This window comes from Geotalea daltonii FRC-32 (assembly GCF_000022265.1).
Taxonomy (GTDB): domain Bacteria; phylum Desulfobacterota; class Desulfuromonadia; order Geobacterales; family Geobacteraceae; genus Geotalea; species Geotalea daltonii.
Genome location: NC_011979.1, coordinates 1,719,759 through 1,739,667, shown reverse-complemented (window position 1 = coordinate 1,739,667; position 19,909 = coordinate 1,719,759). Strand labels below are relative to the sequence as shown.

At 54.2% G+C, this 19,909-nt stretch carries 20 protein-coding genes and 1 tRNA gene; 3 read left to right on the top strand and 18 right to left on the bottom strand.

What is annotated here, in order from left to right:
• Nucleotides 1–37: 37 nt before the first annotated feature.
• The 3 genes from ppdK to glyQ form a co-directional block, all read right to left on the bottom strand.
• On the bottom strand, nt 38–2,695 hold the full coding sequence (gene ppdK, locus GEOB_RS07850) for a pyruvate, phosphate dikinase (RefSeq protein WP_012646665.1): 2,658 nt from the start codon (nt 2,693–2,695) through the stop codon (nt 38–40).
• A 184-nt stretch (nt 2,696–2,879) separates the two neighbouring features.
• Nucleotides 2,880–4,943, bottom strand: a complete 2,064-nt coding sequence (gene glyS / locus GEOB_RS07845) for a glycine--tRNA ligase subunit beta (RefSeq protein ID WP_012646664.1) — start codon at nt 4,941–4,943, stop codon at nt 2,880–2,882.
• Nucleotides 4,943–5,818, bottom strand: coding sequence for a glycine--tRNA ligase subunit alpha (glyQ, locus tag GEOB_RS07840; protein ID WP_041267414.1), 876 nt, complete (start codon nt 5,816–5,818; stop codon nt 4,943–4,945). Before glyQ ends, glyS begins: the two co-directional genes overlap by 1 nt.
• 229 nt (nt 5,819–6,047) lie before the next feature.
• On the opposite strand from glyQ, the gene mutM reads away from it, so the two are divergent.
• Entirely contained in the window at nt 6,048–6,863 is an 816-nt protein-coding gene (mutM, locus tag GEOB_RS07835) for a bifunctional DNA-formamidopyrimidine glycosylase/DNA-(apurinic or apyrimidinic site) lyase (RefSeq protein WP_012646662.1), read from the top strand.
• 58 nt (nt 6,864–6,921) lie between these two features.
• On the opposite strand, the gene rplI is transcribed toward mutM, so the two are convergent.
• The 14 genes from rplI to trmFO all read right to left on the bottom strand — a co-directional run bounded on the left by rplI (nt 6,922) and on the right by trmFO (nt 16,589).
• Entirely contained in the window at nt 6,922–7,365 is a 444-nt protein-coding gene (gene rplI / locus GEOB_RS07830) for a 50S ribosomal protein L9 (protein ID WP_012646661.1), read from the bottom strand.
• Nucleotides 7,366–7,383: 18 nt separating this feature from the next.
• Nucleotides 7,384–8,325 (bottom strand): YybS family protein, encoded by a 942-nt coding sequence (locus GEOB_RS07825; protein WP_012646660.1) that lies wholly within the window; start codon nt 8,323–8,325, stop codon nt 7,384–7,386.
• A 12-nt stretch (nt 8,326–8,337) separates the two neighbouring features.
• Nucleotides 8,338–8,613 carry a 30S ribosomal protein S18 gene (gene rpsR, locus GEOB_RS07820; RefSeq protein WP_012646659.1) on the bottom strand — a complete coding sequence of 92 codons (276 nt, stop codon included), beginning with the start codon at nt 8,611–8,613 and terminating at the stop codon, nt 8,338–8,340.
• A gap of 4 nt (nt 8,614–8,617) precedes the next feature.
• On the bottom strand, nt 8,618–9,004 hold the full coding sequence (gene rpsF, locus GEOB_RS07815) for a 30S ribosomal protein S6 (RefSeq protein WP_012646658.1): 387 nt from the start codon (nt 9,002–9,004) through the stop codon (nt 8,618–8,620).
• Nucleotides 9,005–9,268: 264 nt separating this feature from the next.
• On the bottom strand, nt 9,269–10,363 hold the full coding sequence (ychF, locus tag GEOB_RS07810) for a redox-regulated ATPase YchF (protein ID WP_012646656.1): 1,095 nt from the start codon (nt 10,361–10,363) through the stop codon (nt 9,269–9,271).
• A 9-nt stretch (nt 10,364–10,372) separates the two neighbouring features.
• The gene (gene pth, locus GEOB_RS07805) at nt 10,373–10,948 is read right to left on the bottom strand and encodes an aminoacyl-tRNA hydrolase (protein WP_012646655.1); all 576 of its coding nucleotides are present in this window, start codon (nt 10,946–10,948) and stop codon (nt 10,373–10,375) included.
• A gap of 21 nt (nt 10,949–10,969) precedes the next feature.
• Nucleotides 10,970–11,560, bottom strand: coding sequence for a 50S ribosomal protein L25 (locus GEOB_RS07800; protein WP_012646654.1), 591 nt, complete (start codon nt 11,558–11,560; stop codon nt 10,970–10,972).
• Between the two features lie 48 nt (nt 11,561–11,608).
• Nucleotides 11,609–12,559, bottom strand: coding sequence for a ribose-phosphate diphosphokinase (locus GEOB_RS07795; protein ID WP_012646653.1), 951 nt, complete (start codon nt 12,557–12,559; stop codon nt 11,609–11,611).
• A 31-nt stretch (nt 12,560–12,590) separates the two neighbouring features.
• Nucleotides 12,591–12,665, bottom strand: a tRNA-Gln gene (locus tag GEOB_RS07790).
• An 18-nt stretch (nt 12,666–12,683) separates the two neighbouring features.
• Nucleotides 12,684–13,523, bottom strand: coding sequence for a 4-(cytidine 5'-diphospho)-2-C-methyl-D-erythritol kinase (ispE, locus tag GEOB_RS07785; RefSeq protein ID WP_012646652.1), 840 nt, complete (start codon nt 13,521–13,523; stop codon nt 12,684–12,686).
• 158 nt (nt 13,524–13,681) lie between these two features.
• Nucleotides 13,682–14,374 (bottom strand): YggS family pyridoxal phosphate-dependent enzyme, encoded by a 693-nt coding sequence (locus GEOB_RS07780; protein WP_012646651.1) that lies wholly within the window; start codon nt 14,372–14,374, stop codon nt 13,682–13,684.
• Between the two features lie 10 nt (nt 14,375–14,384).
• On the bottom strand, nt 14,385–14,963 hold the full coding sequence (locus GEOB_RS07775; RefSeq protein WP_012646650.1) for a Maf family nucleotide pyrophosphatase: 579 nt from the start codon (nt 14,961–14,963) through the stop codon (nt 14,385–14,387).
• The gene (locus GEOB_RS07770) at nt 14,947–15,237 is read right to left on the bottom strand and encodes a hypothetical protein (RefSeq protein ID WP_012646649.1); all 291 of its coding nucleotides are present in this window, start codon (nt 15,235–15,237) and stop codon (nt 14,947–14,949) included. The genes GEOB_RS07775 and GEOB_RS07770 overlap by 17 nt, the downstream gene beginning before the upstream one ends.
• A 38-nt stretch (nt 15,238–15,275) precedes the next feature.
• Nucleotides 15,276–16,589, bottom strand: a complete 1,314-nt coding sequence (gene trmFO, locus GEOB_RS07765; RefSeq protein WP_012646648.1) for a methylenetetrahydrofolate--tRNA-(uracil(54)-C(5))-methyltransferase (FADH(2)-oxidizing) TrmFO — start codon at nt 16,587–16,589, stop codon at nt 15,276–15,278.
• 259 nt (nt 16,590–16,848) lie between these two features.
• Here trmFO and GEOB_RS07760 point away from each other — a divergent pair, with 259 nt between their 5' ends.
• Together GEOB_RS07760 and GEOB_RS07755 are read left to right on the top strand one after the other, a co-directional pair.
• Nucleotides 16,849–17,061 carry a GSU3473 family protein gene (locus tag GEOB_RS07760; RefSeq protein ID WP_012646647.1) on the top strand — a complete coding sequence of 71 codons (213 nt, stop codon included), beginning with the start codon at nt 16,849–16,851 and terminating at the stop codon, nt 17,059–17,061.
• Between the two features lie 63 nt (nt 17,062–17,124).
• On the top strand, nt 17,125–17,325 hold the full coding sequence (locus tag GEOB_RS07755; RefSeq protein WP_012646646.1) for a GSU3473 family protein: 201 nt from the start codon (nt 17,125–17,127) through the stop codon (nt 17,323–17,325).
• A gap of 315 nt (nt 17,326–17,640) precedes the next feature.
• On the opposite strand, the gene topA is transcribed toward GEOB_RS07755, so the two are convergent.
• Nucleotides 17,641–19,908: a type I DNA topoisomerase gene (gene topA / locus GEOB_RS07750; RefSeq protein ID WP_012646645.1), complete on the bottom strand. Its 2,268-nt coding sequence runs from the start codon at nt 19,906–19,908 to the stop codon at nt 17,641–17,643.
• Nucleotide 19,909 lies beyond the last annotated feature (1 nt).

Sequence of the window (19,909 nt, the reverse complement as noted above, 5' to 3'; positions counted from 1 at the left end):
GAGACGCAAACTGCTACGTCCCCACACATATGGATAATTATTCATTTAATGCCGCGTGGGCAGCCGCAAGTCGGGCAATGGGCACCCGGAAGGGGGAACAGGAAACATAATCGAGACCGATTTTATGGCAAAAAATAACGGACTCTGGATCGCCGCCATGCTCGCCGCAGATGCCGAGCTTGATGCCCTGCCTGGTGGCCCGTCCTTTTTCGCAGGCGATCTTCACCAGTTGGCCGACGCCGGTCTGATCAAGGGAAACGAAGGGGTCATTCTCCAGGAGACCGCTCTCCACGTAGAAAGGCAGGAATTTCCCGGCGTCATCCCTGGACAGCCCAAAGGTGGTCTGGGTCAGATCGTTGGTGCCGAAGGAGAAGAACTCAGCTTCCCTGGCGATCTCGTCGGCAGTCAGGGCCGCTCGTGGCAGCTCGATCATGGTGCCGATCAGGTATTCGATCTTCACTCCATAGCGGCCAATCACGTCTTCACAGACGGCAATGGCATTCTCGCGAAGGGTCTTCAGCTCCTTGTCCACCGCTACCAGCGGGATCATGATCTCGGGGACGATCTGGAAGCCTTCATTTTTCACCAGCTCACAGGCTGCTTCCATAATCGCCTGCACCTGCATGTCATAGATCTCCGGGAAGGTGAGGCCCAGACGGCAGCCGCGGTGGCCGAGCATGGGGTTGAATTCGTGGAGGAATTCCACCTTGTTCTTCAGCACCTTCGGCGTGACCTTCATGGTCTTTGCCAGATCATCGATATCCTTTTCTTCCTGGGGAAGGAACTCGTGGAGAGGCGGATCGAGCAGGCGGATGGTGACGGGCAACCCTTTCATTTCCCTGAAGATGCCGATAAAGTCACCCTTTTGCATGGGGAGTATCTTGGCCAGCGCCTTGAGTCTTCCCTCCACGTCTTCGGAAAGTATCATCTCGCGCACCGCAGCAATACGGTCAGTCTCGAAGAACATGTGCTCGGTGCGGCAGAGGCCGATACCTTCGGCACCGAATTCCCGGGCAGTCTTGGAATCCTTCGGCGTGTCGGCATTGGTCCGCACCTTGAGCCGGCGGAATTTGTCCACCCATCCCATGAGCGTGGCAAAGTCGCCGGTCATCTGCGGAGAAACGGTCGGAACAGCTCCCAGCATAACTTCGCCGGTGGAACCATCCAGGGTGATCACATCCCCTTTTTTAACAATGACCCCGCCATTGGCCACAAACTGCTCTGTAGCATAATCCACCTTGATGTCGCCGCAGCCGGCTACGCAGCATTTGCCCATGCCGCGGGCAACGACTGCCGCATGGGAGGTCATGCCGCCACGGGCAGTAAGAATGCCCTGTGCCGCATGCATGCCGTGAATGTCTTCCGGGCTGGTCTCCACCCGCACCAGAATCACCTTGTGCCCCAGTTTTGCAGCAGATTCAGCCTCATCGGCGGTGAACACGACTTCGCCTGAGGCAGCGCCTGGGGATGCGGGCAGCCCTTTGGCAATCAGCTTTTTCGGCGCTTTGGGGTCAAGGGAAGGATGGAGTAGCTGATCAAGCTGATTCGGTGCAACACGCAACACTGCAGTTTTTTCGTCGATCAGTCCTTCCGTGACCATGTCCACGGCAACCTTGATGGCGGCAGAGGCGGTACGTTTGCCATTACGGGTTTGCAGCATGTAGAGTTTGCCTTTCTCAATGGTGAACTCTATATCCTGCATGTCCTTGTAATGCTTTTCCAGGATGGAACGGATTTCCACCAGCTGCTTGTAGCATTCGGGCAAGGTTTCCTCCATGGAGGGAAGGGTGCTGTCGCCGTTAACCTTGTTGATGGGCTGAGGCGTGCGGATGCCGGCAACCACGTCTTCGCCCTGGGCGTTGATCAGGTATTCACCATAGAAGTAGTTCTTGCCTGTGGATGGGTCGCGGGTGAAGGCGACACCGGTGGCGCAGTCGTTGCCCATGTTGCCGAAGACCATGGACTGGACATTAACTGCGGTCCCCCAGTCGGCGGGAATGCCATTGAGTTTGCGGTAGGTAATGGCGCGCTGGTTCATCCAGGAACCGAAAACGGCGCCGATTGCCCCCCAAAGCTGGGCCTGGGGATCTTCAGGGAATTCCTGGCCCAGGGACTCCTTGATCTTCGCCTTGAATTTTCCCACCAGTTCCTTCCAATCGGCAGCGGTCAGGTCCGTATCCAGATGGACCCCCTTTTCTTCCTTCTTTTTCTCCAGGATATGCTCCAGTTCGTCCTTATCCATCCCCATGACCACGTCTGAGTACATCTGCACGAAACGGCGGTAGGCATCATAGGCAAAGCGCTCATCCCCGCTCTGCTCAATGATTCCTTGAACTGTGGTATCGTTCAGGCCAAGGTTAAGGATGGTATCCATCATGCCGGGCATTGAGGCACGAGCACCGGAGCGGACCGAAACCAGGAGGGGATTCTTGGCATCACCGAAGCGTTTGCCCATCAACTCCTCGACCTGACGAAGATTTTCATCAACCTCTGCTTTCAGTGAGGCCGGATAGTTGCGGTCATTCTTGTAGAATTCGGTGCAGACTTCGGTAGTTATGGTAAAGCCTGCCGGTACCGGCAAGCCGATGCTGGTCATCTCGGCCAGGTTGGCCCCCTTGCCACCCAGCAGGTTTTTCATCTCCGCGCGACCTTCCGCCTTGCCATTACCAAAGAAATACACATACTTCGCTGCCATTTGCATCCTCCTCTTTATTTGCCCCACCACAGAAAACCTTATAAAGAATATTGCCGATGTCCGGTTTTTCAAGGGCTGTTTTTATTAAAAGTCAACGGGTCTTTATTATCATTAAAAACAATTTAGGCTCATTCAAAGCAAGTTTAGCCAGATTAAAAACGTAAAAAAACCGCTTGCCTTTCGGCTAAGCGGTTAGTTTCCCAAAATCTGCTATGTCCCTGAACAGGCTCTTTATCTCCTGGAGGAGCGCCAGCCGGTTGTTTCTCACCCCTTCGTCCTCGGCCATGACCATGACCTTGTCGAAGAAGTCATCTACCGCACCCTTCAAGGAGGCGATCTGCGTCAGCGCCGCCAGGTATTCCCGCTGGACGACTTTCTCCTCGACCATGCTGCTGGCGCTTTTGAATGACTGGAACAGTGTCCCCTCGGCTGCGTCCTGGAACAGTTTGTCATCTACCGGAACCGTCACCTGTTCCTTGACAATGTTGCAAACCCGCTTGAACGCCACAGCCAGCGGCTCAAAATCATCACGCTTCTTGAACTGGGCCAGAGCCTCGATCTTGGCCGTTGCTTCCACAAGGTTATCGAAGGAAACCGCCACAACTGCCTCCACCACGTCGGCAGGGAAGCGATCGGTGAGCAGATTGATGAAGCGCCCTTTGAAAAAGTCCAGCACATCGGCAAGAACCTCTTCCTTCTTCCTGGTCAGCCTGCCTTCCAGCTGCCCAATGGCTTTCGTCACCAGGGGAATCAGAGGCAGGTTGTAACCCTTGGCAAGAATGATATTGATGATGCCCAGAGCGGCGCGGCGCAAGGCGTAGGGATCGGCAGAACCTGAAGGGATAAGGCCGACGCTGAAACAGCCGCAGATGGTGTCCACTTTATCGGCAATGGAAACAAAGGCTCCCGTATCCGAGGCCGGCAACTCACCTCCCGCCTGGTTTGGCAGGTAATGTTCGGCAATGGCCCGGGCAACCTCTGCATCGACTCCCTGCAGGAGTGCATATTCGCGCCCCATGATCCCCTGCACTTCCGGAAATTCGCCCACCATGCCGGTTACCAGGTCTGCCTTGCACAGGGTAGCCGCCTGGAACACTTTGGCTTTCAGGGGGGGTTGCAGTTGCTCGGCCAATCCCTCGGCCAAGGTCCTGAACCGCTCCATCTTCTCATAGGAGGTACCCAGCTTTGCCTGGTAGAGAACACTTTTCAATGCCTCAACCCGCTTTTCCAGGGGAACCTTTTTGTCCTCCTCGAAGAAAAACCGGGCATCGGAAAGACGGGCACGCAGCACCATCTCATTGCCCTTCACCACTACTGAGGGATCCTCGGTCAGGGTGTTGTTGATGGTGATAAAGCCCGGCAGCAGCTTGCCCTTATCGTCCACCAGGGAGAAGTAGCGCTGGTGTTCGCGCATGGAGGTAATAAGCACTTCCTTGGGCACGGCCAGGAATTCGGCGGAAAAGGTACCATGGACGGCGCTGGGATATTCAACCAGATAGGTCACCTGCTCCAGCAACCCCTCATCGGGCAGGACGTTGCCACCGGCAGCCTTTGCCACCCTTTCGATTTCCCTGCTGATGATCTCCTTCCGCTTTGCCGGATCGGGAATGACGAAATGCCGCTCGCACTCTTCCAGGTAATGGCCGAAATCTCGGACCGGGAAGGAGGTGTTGGCCATGAAGCGGTGGCCGCGGGACATGGAACCGCTCTGGACATTACCGAAGGCGAATGGAATGACGGTACCGTCAAACAGGGCCACGATCCAGTGCATGGGCCGGGCGAAGCGTACCTCCTGATCGCCCCAGCGCATGGATTTTTTAAATGGTATGTTGTTGATCAGCCGGGGAAGAATCTCGGCAAGCAGGCCGGCAGTGGCAACACCGATCTCCTTTTTCGTCACCGCCACATATTCCCCTTTTTCCGTGGCAATGATGGACAAGGCAGAAGCATCCACCCCCTGTCCCCGTGCGAAACCTTCGCCAGCCTTGGTCGTGGTGCCGTCGTCATTGAAGGCGACCTTCTTTGCCGGTCCCATGGTGGTGATTTCCGCATCAGTCTGCTGCGCGGAAACATTTTTCACCACCAGGGCAAGACGGCGCGGCGTCGCCATGGTCTTCACCTCACCAAAGCCGATGCGGGCAGATTCAAGCTCTTTCCTGATCAGCCCTTCCATGTCTGCCATAGCCTTGGGCAGGAAGCCAGCCGGGATCTCTTCTGTGCCGATTTCAAGGAACAGTTCTTTCGCCATTAGCGGCCTCCTTTCAAAAGCGGGAATCCGAGCCGCTCACGCATCTGCAGGTAGCCTTCGGCACAGAGCCTGGCCACATTGCGCACTTTGCCGATATAGGAAGCCCGCTCGGTGACAGAGATAGCGCCACGTGCATCCAGCAGATTGAAGGTGTGGGAACACTTCATGACATAATCGTAGGCCGGCAAAACCAGCCCCTTCTCCACCAGCCTGACGCATTCCTTCTCGTACATCCTGAAGAGTTGGAGGAGCATGTCCACATCCGCTTCCTCGAAATTGTAGGTGGAGAACTCAACCTCGCTCTCATGGTGGATATCGCCATACCTGACACCCTTCACCCACTCCAGGTCGTAGACGTTGTCCACCCCCTGCAAATACATGGCGATGCGCTCGCAGCCGTAAGTAATCTCGGAGGAAACCGGTTTAAGATCGATGCCGCCCGCCTGCTGGAAATAGGTGAACTGCGTGATCTCCATGCCATCCAGCCACACTTCCCAGCCCAGGCCCCAGGCGCCAAGGGTCGGAGATTCCCAGTCGTCCTCGACGAAACGGATGTCATGCTGGTTTGGGTTGATGCCGAAGGAGCGGAGCGAATCCAGGTAAAGATCGAGGATGTTCATGGGGGAAGGCTTCATGATGACCTGAAACTGGTAATAGTGCTGCAGGCGGTTGGGATTCTCACCATAGCGGCCGTCGGTCGGCCTGCGGGAAGGCTCCACATAGGCAACATTCCAGGGTTCGGGGCCCAGCACCCTCAGAAAAGTAGCAGGATTGAAGGTCCCTGCACCCTTTTCGCAGTCATAGGGTTGCTGAATGACGCATCCCTGGCCGGCCCAGTATCCCTGAAGGGAAAGAATCAGATCCTGAAAGGTCAGCACACTACCTCCTCGGTTTGTGTCGAAATATCTTTTTTAACGAGTGTAAACGCAGATTTGATGATAATGAAAAAGTATACTGTATACAACCAGTTAGCCGCGGTAGATTACAATTTATATGCTTGTGTGTCAAGGATTTATACGCATTTGATGCGACCTTATCCCCTGTTGTCTTATCATTGCATTTTACATATACTGCTCAAACCACCTTGGGATTGGGAGAAGCTGGATGCCGGAACTACCGGAAGTTGAAACCATACGCCGCGCCGTCGGACCACAGGTCAGGGGCAAAAGAATCATTCACACCAACGTCCGCGCCACAAAACTGCGCCATCCACTTCCACCTGAACTGGACCGGCTGCTAGTCGGGCAGCTAATAGTCGCCATGGACCGGCGAGGTAAATATCTGCTTTTACGATGCAAAGGGGGCACGATAATCTTTCATCTCGGGATGACCGGCATGCTCTACCTGGTCAAGGCAAGCTCTCCCCACGGCAAACATGACCACCTGGACCTGGTGCTGGATGGAAGTTACATACTGCGCTTTACCGATCCACGCCGCTTCGGCACCATCATCTGGACGGATAATGATCCGCTGCAGCACCCTCTTTTGGTTGCCCATGGCCCAGAACCTCTGGAAGCAGAATTCTCAGCAAGTTATCTGTATCTGAAGAGACACCGACGGAAGATTCCCATCAAGCAGCTGATCATGGACAGTCGTGTGGTAGCAGGTATCGGTAATATCTACGCCAACGAGTCCCTTTTTCGTGCCGGCATTGCCCCGCAGACGTCAGCCAGTGATCTTTCACCCGATAAGGACCTGTTGCTGGTCGATGCCATTAAGGGGGTCCTGACTGATGCCGTCGAAGCAGGAACCTCCAACATCGAAAGTGCCTTGACAGGCGAAAGGCCCCAAGGCTATTTTCCTTATGAATTCAGCATTTATGGCAAGAAAGGCCGCCCCTGCCCGAAGTGTGGCTCAGCAATCAGGATGATGCGACTGGGTGGCAGATCGACCTTTTTCTGTCCCCTCTGCCAGAAATGACAAAAGGCGGCCGGATAAACCGTGCCGCCTTTTTTTAGCTTCTCAACCTGCCGGGCAATTATGCCTTGGTAACAGTCACCTTCAAGGTTGCGTTCACCTCGGGATGAATCTTGATGATAGCAGTGAAATCACCCACCTGCTTGATCGGCTCGGCAAGAACGATTTTCTTGCGGTCGATCTCCACCCCTTGGGCCTTGAGGTTTTCAGCAAGCTCCATGTTGGTTACGGCGCCGAAGAGCTTGCCCTCTTCTCCGGCCTGGTGGCTGAGGGTAAGGGCGATGCCTTCAATCCTGGCTGCGAATTGTCTTGCCTGCTCAAGCACCTTGTTTTTCTTGTACTCCAGGTGCTTCTTCGCATGATCCAGGGCTTTGGCGTTCTTGGTAGTGGCTTCCAGGGCAAGGCCCTTGGGAAGCAGATAGTTGCGGGCATAGCCGGGAGCTACCTTGACGATATCGCCGATGTGGCCGAGATTATCCAAATTTTCCTTGAGAATTACCTTCATGTTTCCTCCTAGCCTGATTTACAGGTTTTCCTTGTTTTTCGGGGTGCGAAAATCGCCCCACAGATCAAAAACACCCAGTGCCGCCACTACCACCGTTAGAAATGGCTGCAGGGAAAGCAGCAGGTAAAATATGAGACGGACAAAAAAGGGTACGGCAAAACGCTCGAAAGAGTGAGCCATCACCGCCATTCCCTGAATGAAATAGGCTGAAGCAATGACGATCAGTAGATTGAGAGCAGGAAGCGACACCGTCTTGCTCTCCACCAGCATGGCAAAACCGGCGAATATCAACACCCAGACCAGTTGGTCCGGATTTTTGAATCTCTTGAAGTCTCCCAGTAAGACCGGCAGGGAAAACCTGGTCGACAGCCTTCTCAGCAGAAGCAGGTTTATTCCGGCAATGAAGCCAAGGCTCACCGTGATCAAGGCCGGGTAGGTCCTGGTTATGAATACGCCAGCCTGCTCCATGGACTGCTGCAAGGTTTTGAGTTCATCCGCCCCGACGCCGGCTTTTCCGTAAAGAGCTGCTGTCTGGGATATGCTCGAGTTAATCCCCTTTATCACTTGCAGATGAATATTATTGCCGGTGGCAAGAGAATATACAGCTGCAGCAACCAGCATCACTGCAAGATTAATGGCCATCCCATAGACAATGGACCGGCTGCCCCCCTTATTCCGGGAAAGGAATTCGGCCAGAGACATTGTCATGATGCCACATTGCAGCATATAAATGGCAGCAGAAGCGGGATCATATGCTGCCAGCACAGCCATGGAAATAACAACTATGGCATAACCTGCCGCTCTGCCGCTTTTGAGGAAGTAGTAAATCCCTGCAGTCGGAGCCAAAAGCCCCGGCAGCATGCCAAAAACAGGCAGTGTCAGATAGGTAAGAAAAAGCGCCAGGGTAATGACGCTCCCCTTTATAATATCCAGTGGCGTCCCCTGTACGGGAAGCTTCATTTATACCTACCGTTACTGTGCTGCATGGCTGCCGGCGATGGGCAGCAGCGCGATGTTTCTGGCACGCTTGATCGCTTCGGTGATCTCACGCTGATGTTTGGCGCAGTTGCCGGAGATCCTTCTCGGAATGATCTTGCCCCGCTCACTGATGAAGTAGCGAAGGGTGCGCGGGTCCTTGTAATCTATGGTTACCTGCTTGTCTGCACAGAAGCGGCATACCTTGCGCCGCTGAAAAGGTCTCTTTTTACGCGGACCTGTGCTTCTCTGGGGTGCTCTTTCGTCGCTCATCTAATTACTCCTCCTCGGTTGTCGTTTCTACCTTGGCTTCGGGAGCGGCCTCTACGGGCTCTTCCTCGGTTACCTTGGCAGGAATGGCGGCAGCGGCCGGAGCTTCTTTCTCCAGCTTCACGCTCTGATATCTGATGATCTTGTCGTTCAGTCTCAGACGCCGCTCAAGTTCGGCGATCAGCGCTGCATCGCCGTCGAAACGGAGATAATAGTAGCGACCACGGTTAAATTTCTCGATCGGATAGGCAAGCTTCCTCGCCCCCCAATCTTCCAGCCTTTTGAGCTCGCCCTTCATGCTGACGATCACTTCCTGAACCCTGGCGGAAATGCCCTTCAATTCCTCTTCGCCAAGGTCCGGCTGGACGATGAAAATCGTTTCATACATCCTCATTGGTACTTCCTCCTCACGGTTTATTTAGCCCCGGACCAACCCGGAGCAAGGAGATACGGCGTAATTGCCGCTCTTTGGAAACTGAAACTTTTACTACAGTTTATCCGATAATTCAAGGTCTTTCTTCCAAACGCACCAAATTGCAGGAGTGCGGATTTTTTACAAGGGCAAGGCAATTGAGTGGCGGCGGAGTCGTACCCCGGGTACGCCGCACAAGGAAGCGCGAAAATGAACGCCGCCATTTTGAAAAAGCCGCGCTCCTCCTCACACGTTGAAGCGGAAGTGCATGACGTCTCCATCTTGCACAACATATTCCTTCCCCTCCAGCCGCATCAATCCTTTTTCCTTGGCCCCGGCTTCACCACCGGCAGCAATGAAGTCGCTGTAAGCGATAACCTCTGCACGGATGAAGCCCTTTTCGAAGTCGGAATGGATCACGCCGGCCGCCTGGGGCGCTTTTGTACCACGGGTAATTGTCCAGGCGCGTACTTCCTTGACACCGGCGGTGAAATAAGTGATCAGGCCGAGCAGTTCATAGCCGGAACGGATCAGACGGTCAAGCCCCGACTCTTTCAGCCCCATCTCGGCAAGAAAGGCCTCCTTCTCATCACCGTCCAGCTCAGAGATTTCGGCTTCGATACGACCGCAGATGGTAACAACCCTGGCACCTTCCGCTGCTGCCAATTCCTGTACCCGGGCGACAAAAGGATGCTTTCCCTCAAGGTCGTCTTCGGAGACATTGGCCACATAGAGCACCGGCTTGTCAGTCAGCAAATGGAGGTCGTAAAGCCATAATTTCTCATCGTCGCTGGTCACCACATCCTGTGGCCGCTTCCCCTGCTCCACTGCCCCCTTCAGCCGCTGATAGAAATCGGCTTCGTCCTTCACTTTCTTGTCGCCGCTCTTGGCAAGCTTTTCCACCCTGACCAGTTTTTTCTCGACGCTGTCCAGGTCAGCCAACCCCAGTTCAGTCTTGATGACTTCAATATCATTGACCGGGTTGACCCCGCCGCTCACATGAACGACGTTCTCATCTTCAAAACAGCGAACCACATGGACAATAGCGTCCACAGAGCGGATATGACCGAGGAACTTGTTGCCCAAGCCCTCCCCCTGGCTGGCACCCTTGACCAGGCCGGCGATGTCCAGGAATTCGATGGTAGTGGGCAGGATACGCTCGGGATGGACGATCTCGGCCAGCTTCTTCATCCGCTCGTCGGGAACCTGAACGATCCCCACGTTAGGATCGATGGTACAGAAGGGGTAGTTTGCCGACTCCGCCCCTGCCGAGGTCAGTGCATTGAATATGGTTGATTTCCCCACATTGGGGAGTCCTACTATGCCGCAGTTGAAACCCATTTTCTACCTCTAGATCAAATCCTTGTTGTTATACAGACTCATTGTTTTCGGCAGACCCTCTCTGGCCAGCATCTCCACCAGGTCGACAACACCATCCAGCAGGCGAGGCAACGACGCCATTTCCTCCGGACTAAAGTTGTTGAGTACGTAATTGACCACATCTCCATGGACCGGCCGGCCGATGCCAACCCGGACCCTGACAAAATCACCGCTGCCAAGTTCCTGTGCCAGTGAACGGAGACCGTTATGACCGGCGTGCCCACCACCTTGTTTCAATTTTACGCGTCCGAAGGGGATATCCAGGTCATCGTGGATGACAATGAGGTCTTCTATTGGAAGCTTGTGAAATCTGATTGCTTCGGCGGCGGAACGGCCTGACAGGTTCATGAAGGTCTGGGGCTTGAGAAGAATCAGCCGCTCTCCCTGCCAATTGCCTTCTCCACAAACCCCCGAAAAGGTCTTTTTCGAGATTGCGATGCCGGCCAGATGGGAAAGACGGTCTAAAACCATGAAACCCGCGTTATGGCGGGTCCATTGGTATTTCGGGCCGGGATTACCCAGCCCAACAATAATTTTTACGGCCATGTTTACACCAGCGACTACGGCTTAAGCTTCTGCAACCGGAGCAGCTTCTTCCTTGGCCCTGCCAAGAACACTGATGATAGAGGCCTTGGGATCGCCAAGCACCTTGATGCCGGGCAGTTCTTTCAGGTCGCCGATATGAATTGAATGACCGAGGGTCAGAGAAGTCACATCAACATCCAGATGCTCGGGAATATGCGATGGCAGACATTCGATCTCAATTTCATGCATGGCAAAGTCAAGCAGCCCGCCTTCCTTGACACCGGCAGCAGTACCTACAAGATTAACCTTCACCTTCACCTTGATCTTGTCGGCCAGATTGATCTTATGCAGGTCCACATGCAGCGGCAGGCCCTTGAGGCTGTCCTGGAGAAGGTCAGCAACGATCACCATCTGACCGTCAAGGCTTCCTCCTCCCTTCAGGGTCAGGATGTGATTGCGGCCCCCTTCGCCGGCAATGGCATTGCTCAATTCTTTGGTCTTCAGCGACACGGATACGGACTCGATACCCTTCCCGTAAACGACGCCGGGGATTGACTCACTCCTCCTCAACTGACGGGAAATGCCCTTGCCTGTTTTGCTTCTCAACTCGACATTCAATATCCTCTGGTCCATACATCCTCCGATGTTAACAATTTGAATATATTTAAACTGGCTGCAATCTCAAATAAACAGTGAACTGACGGACTCATCTTCATGGATGCGTCTGATGGCCTCGGCAAGCAGATTGGCAACGGACAACACCATGACTTTCTGCGTCTGCCCGGCCTTTTCCCCCAAGGGAACGGTATCCGTAATGACTATTCTCTCGATGACTGAATTGTTGATCCGCTCGATAGCCGGTCCGGAAAGAACACCATGGGTGGCACAGGCATAGATTGTTTCTGCACCGTGGGCTTTCAAGGCGTTGGCTGCCTGAGTCAAGGTTCCTGCAGTGTCGATCATATCATCAAGGATGATGGCAACCTTGCCCTTGACGTCGCCGATCAGATGCATCACCTCGGCAACATTGGGGCCGGTGCGACGCTTATCGATAACGGCAAGAGTACAACCAAGGCGCTTGGCAAAGGCCCTGGCCCGTTCTGTACCGCCGGCATCGGGAGAGACCATGACAATCTGCTCAGCCCCATCGGGAAACCTGCTCTTCAGGTGATCGATAAGGACCGGTGCTGCATAGAGGTTATCGACCGGAATATTGAAAAAGCCTTGAATCTGCCCGGCATGAAGATCAACGGTTACGACGCGATCGGCACCGGCGGTGGTGATAAGGTCGGCAACCAGCTTGGAGGTAATCGGGGTACGGGGGGCCGCTTTGCGATCCTGACGGGCATACCCGTAGTAGGGCACAACAACCGTGATGGTCGCGGCAGAAGCACGCTTGAGGGCATCCATCATGATCAGGAGTTCCATCAGGTTATTGTTGGTGGGAGAGCAAGTGGACTGAACAACATAGATATCGCGTCCCCGGACGTTCTCACCTATTTCCACCATGATTTCACCGTCGGAAAAGGTTTTTACCTTTGCCTGCCCCAACGGCACCTTCAGACTTTCACAGATTTTCTCCGCCAGTACCGGGTTGGAATTTCCGCTGAAGACCCTGATCTTGTTTTCCATTGACTGCAACCTCTTGTTCCAACAGATTTTATGGCTGGGGCGCCAGGATTCGAACCTGGGAATGCCGGAATCAAAATCCGGTGCCTTACCGCTTGGCGACGCCCCAATACATGCTTAACGCTGCTTACAGTGTTTTGACCGCAGCTACGAACCAGTCGCTCTCCCTGGAAAGCTTTTCCGCCGCCTTTCGGGCGGGGGCTTCTTCTGCGAAGATGCCGAAGACTGTGGAGCCACTGCCGGACATAAGCGAGCCGGCTGCGCCCACCTGGAGCAGCTTCTGCTTGATCTGGTTTATGACGGGAAACCTGCCGATGGTAACCTTCTCCAGGTCGTTGGCAAGGATCGCGCAGATATCCGAGACACTCCCATAGAAGCGAGGAATTATATATTCATCTTTTCCGGCTGTCAATTGCAAATTTTGGTATACCCATGCGGTGGATACAGCGAGATTGGGATTGACGATAACCAGCCATGCGGGGGCAGCCTCAACGGCAGCAAGCTTATCGCCTATCCCCTCTGCAAGGGCCGTCTTTTTGAAGATAAAAAATGGAACGTCGGCACCAAGCTTGCTCCCTGCCTCCATCAGCTGTTCATCGGTCAGATGCAGTTCAAGGAGTTCGTTCACCCCCATCAGGGCAGAGGCACAGTCGCTGCTGCCGCCACCAAGACCGGCAGCCACCGGTATGTTCTTGACGATGCTGATGTCGATGCCTGTGCATCGCCCCGAAAGCTTGAGCAACGCATCGGCAGCCCGCCAGGCGATATTGCCCGGTCCATCGGGCACCCCCTCTTTGCCGCAGGCCACCCGCACTCCGGGAGTTTCCGACAGAGAAATGCGGATATCATCACAGAGGTCGATACGCTGCATAATCATGCGCAGGTCATGGTACCCGTCCGGCCGCCGGCGCAGGACATCCAAACGGTAATTGACCTTTGCCGGAGCTTTACATTCAATTGTTTTCATGGCTTTCATATCCTTTTGTTTTTCAGCAGACCGCTCTATCTAAAGCAAATCCGGCTATAAATCAAGGGCAAAAATTCGCGATTCTGCTGTAGCGCCACAAAAAAAGGAGACGCATAAGGGGCATCTCCCTGTACCTTCAATCCAATAATATCTCAGTGCTAACTCGCCTGCCGCTCGCCAAATATGGCCGAGCCGACCCTGACCAGTGTAGCGCCTTCCTCGATGGCCACCTCGAAATCTCCGGACATCCCCATGGAAAGCTCGTTCATCTCCACATTGGCAATAGGTTCATCTGCGATCATCCGTGACAGATCCCTCAGTTCGCGGAAATAGGGGCGCGCCCCTTCGGGGTCATCAAAGAAGGGAGGCATGGTCATCAGCCCCTTGATTCGCACATTTGGCAAAAGGGAGATATTACGCACCAGCTCCAGCAATTCCCCGGCGGAAGATCCGGATTTGGTAGCTTCCCCGGCAACATTCACCTGGACCAGCACGTTGCATATCCGGCCCAGTTTCTGCCATTGCCGGTCAATCTCCCGGGCCAGCGAGAGCCTGTCCACCGAATGGATCATTTCCACCAGTCCGGCAATCTGCCTCACCTTGTTGGATTGCAGGCTGCCGATGAAGTGCCAGGTCACCTGCTCTCCCACTTGGCTGACTTTGGACACCAGTTCCTGGACATAATTTTCACCAAATAGCCGCTGACCTGCCCGCGCAGCATCATCAACCGCAGAGGGCTGTTGCATCTTGGATACCACCACCAGACGCACTGAGGCAGGTTCCCGACCGGCTTTAACAGCGGCTTTTTCGATTCTTTTCTCTATCTGCCCGAGGTTATCAGCTATGGACATAGAACACCTGTCAAAGGGCTCCCATATTTCTGAGCGTTTCAACAACTTCGCACAGGGGCAATCCGACCACGTTGGAATAGGAGCCGTCGATCTTACGCACCATATGGGCAGCACCCCCCTGGATGGCATAGGCTCCGGCCTTGTCAAATGGGCAGCCAGTGGCGATATATGCGGCAATCTCCTCGTCGCGTAGCGGCTTGAAATATACCTTCGTCCTCACCGCTTCGGCAACGGTGCAGCCTGCTTCCCTGTCGACCACGGCAAAGCCGGTGATGACCTCATGGGCAACTCCCGACAGTTTCTTCAGCATCCGCTCCGCATCGGTGGAATCCTGCGGCTTGCCCATTATTTCGCCGTCACAGACAACAATGGTATCGGCGCCGATGAAATAACGGCCATGTCCTTTCCGCGCTACGGTTTCCGCCTTGGACTTCGCCAGTCTCAGCACATGCTGTTCGGGTGTTTCCCCCGGCAGGAGGGTTTCGTCAACATCACCGGGCATCACCTCGAAATCGATCCCGGCAGAAGAAAGCAATTCAACCCGGCGCGGCGATGCCGAAGCCAGAACGATATTAAAGTTTTTCGGCATCCTGGCGCTCCCGTTCCTTTCTTTCCCGAGCCTTCATCTCATAAAGGGATTTCTGGCGCTCCTGCTCTTCCCAATGTTTTTTCCAGTCTTTTTTTCTGACCAAGTGGAGGAGAATGGCACCGCCAATGATCATCACCCCCCAGAATATCTGGGTTGCCTCCCCGGTAGCAAATCCCGAGATGAGACAAAAAAGGCCCATCAGGATCAGCAACGCCTCCATTGAAAGAAGCCTGCCTATCAGTGAGATCTCCTGCTTCTGCTTGTCGTTGTCCATTTACACCTCTATTCGCTCTAAAAGCTGCCTTCGTAGCATTAATCCTGAACCATCCCCTGCCATTCTGTCAGATCAGTCAAAGCACGTTCTGCCAGGCGGGCCCGCTTGTCCTTCTTTTTCACCTTTCCGCCAAGCTCAGGGAACAGGCCGTAATTGACATTCATCGGCTGGAAATGTTTCGTGTCAACGCTTGTTATGTGGTGCACCAAAGCGCCAAGTGCCGTGGTCGGCGGCGGCACGGTCAGCGCCCCTCCCTTTGCCAGTCGTGCAACATTGATTCCGGCCATGAAGCCGCTCCCCGCCGATTCCACATAGCCCTCAACGCCGGTTATCTGTCCGGCAAAAAGGATACGAGGGGTATTCTTCAGCTGGAATGTGGGCAACAAGAGCTGCGGTGCGTTGATAAAGGTATTGCGGTGCATCGAGCCAAGCCTGACAAAGTCGGCATGCTCCAGCCCCGGGATCAAGCTGAAAATCCTCTTCTGCTCGGAATAAGTTAGCTTTGTCTGGAAGCCGACCAGGTTGAACAGGGTTCCATCGCGATTCTCCTGCCTGAGCTGAACCACCGCATAAGGTTCCACACCCGTCCGGGGGTCCGGAAGCCCCACCGGCTTCATCGGCCCGAAACGCAAAGTCTCTGGACCGCGCTCCGCCATCTCCTCAATGGGCATGCACCCTTCAAAGTGTACCACCTTTTCGAAATCCTTGGCAGCAACCTTGTCCCCCCCCAACAGAGCGGCAACAAATGCTTTGTATGTTGTCTCATCCATCGGGCAGTTCAGGTAATCGTCGCCGTCCCCCTTACCATAGCGTGAAGCCCGGAAGGCCTTGCCGAAATCGATGGAATCGGCAGTGACGATGGGAGCAATTGCATCATAAAAATAAAGGTAGTTGCCGGTATGGGTGGCGATACTGGCGGCGAGGCGGTCACTGGTAAGGGGGCCGGAAGCGACAATGACGATTCCTTCCTCAGGAATCTGGGCAACCTCGCCGTACACCACTTCGATCAAAGGATGATTGGTGATTTTCTCGGTAATATAATCGGAAAAAAGCTGCCGATCAACGGCCAGCGCCCCTCCGGCAGGGACACGGGTGGCAAGGGCAGCGGCAATGAACAGTGAACCGCTTCTCTTCAGTTCCTCCTTGAGGAGGCCAACAGCGTTATCCAGTGACTCGCCCCGGAGGGAGTTTGAGCAGACCAGTTCTGCCAGCCCGGGCAGGTGATGGGCAGGAGAGTAGCGTTCCGGCTTCATCTCGTGCAGTTTTACGGCAACACCGCGTTCAGCCGCCTGCCACGCCGCTTCGCAGCCGGCCAGCCCGCCACCGATTATCTTAATCTTATTATTGTTCATAATCCCCAAGTCTTAATGCCCGCAATGGCCGTAATCACCATTCGAGCTGGTCTGGTCGACAAATAGGCCCTGTGCGCATGCCAACACCTACTGTGTATCAAAAGGGTCAGTCATTTACAAGTTCAATCATCCCATAAAGCCCTTCCCTTGAAAAAGCTGCCTCTAAAACCCGGAAAAGATCGCAAGCCATCTGCAAACATCTCCCATTATCAGGTATAATTTTACCTTGAGTCCCATTCCAAACAGGAGGTGGAGTATTGTGGATATCAAGGTCATCTACAACGACGGCAGTGTCGGAGCAGTTCCAGCCACCTCGCTGGAATACCGGATTGCCAAAAAGGAAATCCACGCATTTCAAAGATCCGACGGCTGGGTTTTGATCGAGAGTGGCCCGTTGCGTAAGGACTATCAGAGTAGACCTTATTCCGGTTCAAAGAAGCGGATAACGGATTACGATGATTATATAGGATAGCAATGGCTTAGGCATCACGGTTGCTCCTGAACACATAAACCACTTAAGGGAAGGAAATCGGCGATGAAGGTACGGGTGATGTATGCAGACGGAGTCGTTGATTCGGTGCCGGCATCGGTCATTGGCCGGCTGATAGAGTTGCATCAGATTGTTGCCTTTGAAAGGTCATCCGGCTGGGTCTGCATAGGGGAAGACCCCATCAGGCAGAGGATGCAGCCCTATGGAGGACCGGGAAAAAGAGGGTATGACGAATATCTGAATTAGAGTAGTTTCCATCCGGAAAGGGTTCTTTTCTGCCCTGGCGGCGTCAATCTGCGGGCTTACTTGTGCGACGTACCGATGTACGTCTCCGCGCAAACCCTTGATTTCCTTGCCAGAACAAAAAATCCCCTCTTTCCGAATCGGAAACCACTAGTTCTCATCCGGAGTTTCCGGATGGAAACTAGAGTAGGCTTCAGAAGTCCCTGCCAACATTGAAATTCTTTCGTCGCAATGGCGCAAGACGACACTTTCCTTTGCAGCAACAAAAAAAGCGAAGGAAAATATTCCCGCGCCTTTTCTCTCTATCCAGGGGCAATTTTATTTCTCCTTGCCCCCTTCCTTGTAATCGCATCCATCTTTTGGACACTTCAGGAATTCCCCTTCACGCTTGTAGACCTTCTTCACCAGCAGCGGGAAACCGCATTTGGGGCAGGGCTTCTCTACCGGCAGGTCCCAGAGGGCGAATTTACACTGGGGATAGCGGTTGCAGGAGTAAAACATTTTGCCGTAGCGGGATTTCTTCTCGGTCAGCTCCCCTTCGCCACACTCGACGCATTTAATGCCGGTTCCCTTGGGTTTAACCAACGGCTGCATGTTCTTGCAGGCAGGGTATGCCGAACAGGCGAGATATTTGCCGAAGCGGCCCTCCTTGATCAGCATCTGGCTGCCGCACTTTTCACACTTCTCTTCGGAAAAGACCGGCTCGGCAGACTCCTTCTTGTCCTTGTCCAAGGGACGGATGTATTTACATTCGGGATACCCGGAACAGGCAAAGAACTTGCCGAATTTACCCAGCTTCACCACCAGCGGCTTTCCGCATTCGGGGCAGATCTCGTCGGTGGCCTCAGTGGTCAGGTCAGATTTGTTGACTTCCCCCTCCTTCTGCTTGAGCAGATTGTGGAATGGCTGCCAGAATTCGTGGAGAAGAGGTTTCCATTTTTTTTCTCCACGGGAAACCTGATCCAGTTCCTCTTCCAAGGAAGCTGTGAAGTTGTAATCCACGTATTTGGTGAAGTGATTGACCAAGAGTTCGCTGACCACCATCCCCACATCTTCGGGAAAGAAGCGCTTCTTGTCCAACCGGGCATACTTGCGCTCCACCAGAGTATTCATGATGCTGGCGTAGGTGGAAGGCCGGCCGATGCCATATTCTTCGAGGGTCTTGACCAGCGTCGCCTCGGTGTAACGAGGTGGGGGCTGGGTGAAATGCTGCTCGGGCAGCAGGTCCCTAAGTTGCAGGCTATCACCCTCGTTGAGTGGCGGCAGCACCCCTTCCTTCTCCTCGGTCTCGTCGTCAACCCCCTCGATGTAGAGCTTCATAAAGCCGGGGAAGCGGATAACCGTGCCGGCGACCCTGAATTTATAGCCTTTCCCGGCACTGATTTCCACCGACGTCTGGTCCAAAAGGGCCTCAGCCATCTGACAGGCAACGGTCCGTTTCCAGATCAGGTCGTACAGCTTGAACTGGTCCGAAGAGAGGAATTTTTTCAACTCCACCGGGGTCTTGCTGATGTAGGTAGGGCGGATAGCCTCATGGGCCTCCTGGGCATTCTTCGCCTTATTCTTGAAGACCCGCGGTTTTGCCAGGGCATATTCTTTGCCGTAGAGGCTAGTGATGACCTGGTGAGCCTCATCCAGAGCCTGCTGGGAAAGAACGACGCTGTCCGTTCGCATGTAGGTGATGAGACCGATGGTCCCCTCGCCGATATCGATCCCCTCATACAACTTCTGGGCTATGGACATGGTTTTTTTGGCAGAAAAACCCAGCTTGCGTGCCGCTTCCTGCTGCAGGGTAGAGGTGGTGAAGGGGGGCGAAGGTTGCCGCTTACGCTCACTCTTCGTTACCTTCTCCACAGAGTAGGTTGCCTTGTCAAGAATCTCGATCAGCTTGTCGGCAGCTTCCTTACCGGGGATATCGAATTTTCCCAGCTTCTTGCCGTCCGCCTCTACCAGATTGGCGGTAAAATTCTGCTTGCCGGCTGTAGACAGATCCGCGCCAATGGTCCAGTATTCCTGCTCGACGAAGGCCTGGATTTCTTTTTCCCGCTCGCAGATCAGGCGTAGCGCCACCGACTGCACGCGGCCCGCGGAAAGGCCGTAACGAATCTTCTTCCAGAGAAATGGGGAGAGGTTGAAACCGACCAGATAATCCAGCACCGAGCGGGCCTGCTGGGCATCCACCAGTTCGTGGGATATGCCTCTGGGATTTTCCACCGCATTGACGATGGCACCTTTGGTTATCTCATGGAAAACCACCCGCTTGATGTCGATGTTTGGCTTCTTATCGAGCCCCAGTGCTGCCAGGAGGTGCCAGGAAATGGCCTCGCCTTCCCGATCCGGGTCAGTGGCCAAAAGCAGCACATCCGCCTGTTTCAGCTCTTTCTTTATGGCGTCAATATGCTTCTTGCTCTCCGGCAGAACTGCATATTTCGGCTCGAAGTCGTGTTCGATATCCACCGATCCCTGCTTGCTGGGCAAGGCCCGCACATGACCAAAGGATGCCAGGACTTTGTAGTCCGGACCGAGAAATTTTTCGATAGTTTTGGCCTTGGCCGGAGATTCGACGATGACAAGGTGTTGGGGCATA

Coding starts and splice junctions, on each gene's coding strand:
- rpsR (WP_012646659.1), bottom strand. CDS start 8,613: ATGAGCGACGAAAGAGCACCCCAGAGAAGCACAGGTCCGCGTAAAAAG.
- GEOB_RS07775 (WP_012646650.1), bottom strand. CDS start 14,963: ATGCCGAAAAACTTTAATATCGTTCTGGCTTCGGCATCGCCGCGCCGG.
- GEOB_RS07795 (WP_012646653.1), bottom strand. CDS start 12,559: ATGGAAAACAAGATCAGGGTCTTCAGCGGAAATTCCAACCCGGTACTG.
- mutM (WP_012646662.1), top strand. CDS start 6,048: ATGCCGGAACTACCGGAAGTTGAAACCATACGCCGCGCCGTCGGACCA.
- GEOB_RS07800 (WP_012646654.1), bottom strand. CDS start 11,560: ATGGACCAGAGGATATTGAATGTCGAGTTGAGAAGCAAAACAGGCAAG.
- GEOB_RS07780 (WP_012646651.1), bottom strand. CDS start 14,374: ATGTCCATAGCTGATAACCTCGGGCAGATAGAGAAAAGAATCGAAAAA.
- GEOB_RS07755 (WP_012646646.1), top strand. CDS start 17,125: ATGAAGGTACGGGTGATGTATGCAGACGGAGTCGTTGATTCGGTGCCG.
- ppdK (WP_012646665.1), bottom strand. CDS start 2,695: ATGGCAGCGAAGTATGTGTATTTCTTTGGTAATGGCAAGGCGGAAGGT.
- glyS (WP_012646664.1), bottom strand. CDS start 4,943: ATGGCGAAAGAACTGTTCCTTGAAATCGGCACAGAAGAGATCCCGGCT.
- trmFO (WP_012646648.1), bottom strand. CDS start 16,589: ATGAACAATAATAAGATTAAGATAATCGGTGGCGGGCTGGCCGGCTGC.
- rplI (WP_012646661.1), bottom strand. CDS start 7,365: ATGAAGGTAATTCTCAAGGAAAATTTGGATAATCTCGGCCACATCGGC.
- GEOB_RS07825 (WP_012646660.1), bottom strand. CDS start 8,325: ATGAAGCTTCCCGTACAGGGGACGCCACTGGATATTATAAAGGGGAGC.
- ychF (WP_012646656.1), bottom strand. CDS start 10,363: ATGGGTTTCAACTGCGGCATAGTAGGACTCCCCAATGTGGGGAAATCA.
- GEOB_RS07770 (WP_012646649.1), bottom strand. CDS start 15,237: ATGGACAACGACAAGCAGAAGCAGGAGATCTCACTGATAGGCAGGCTT.
- topA (WP_012646645.1), bottom strand. CDS start 19,908: ATGCCCCAACACCTTGTCATCGTCGAATCTCCGGCCAAGGCCAAAACT.
- ispE (WP_012646652.1), bottom strand. CDS start 13,523: ATGAAAACAATTGAATGTAAAGCTCCGGCAAAGGTCAATTACCGTTTG.
- pth (WP_012646655.1), bottom strand. CDS start 10,948: ATGGCCGTAAAAATTATTGTTGGGCTGGGTAATCCCGGCCCGAAATAC.
- rpsF (WP_012646658.1), bottom strand. CDS start 9,004: ATGAGGATGTATGAAACGATTTTCATCGTCCAGCCGGACCTTGGCGAA.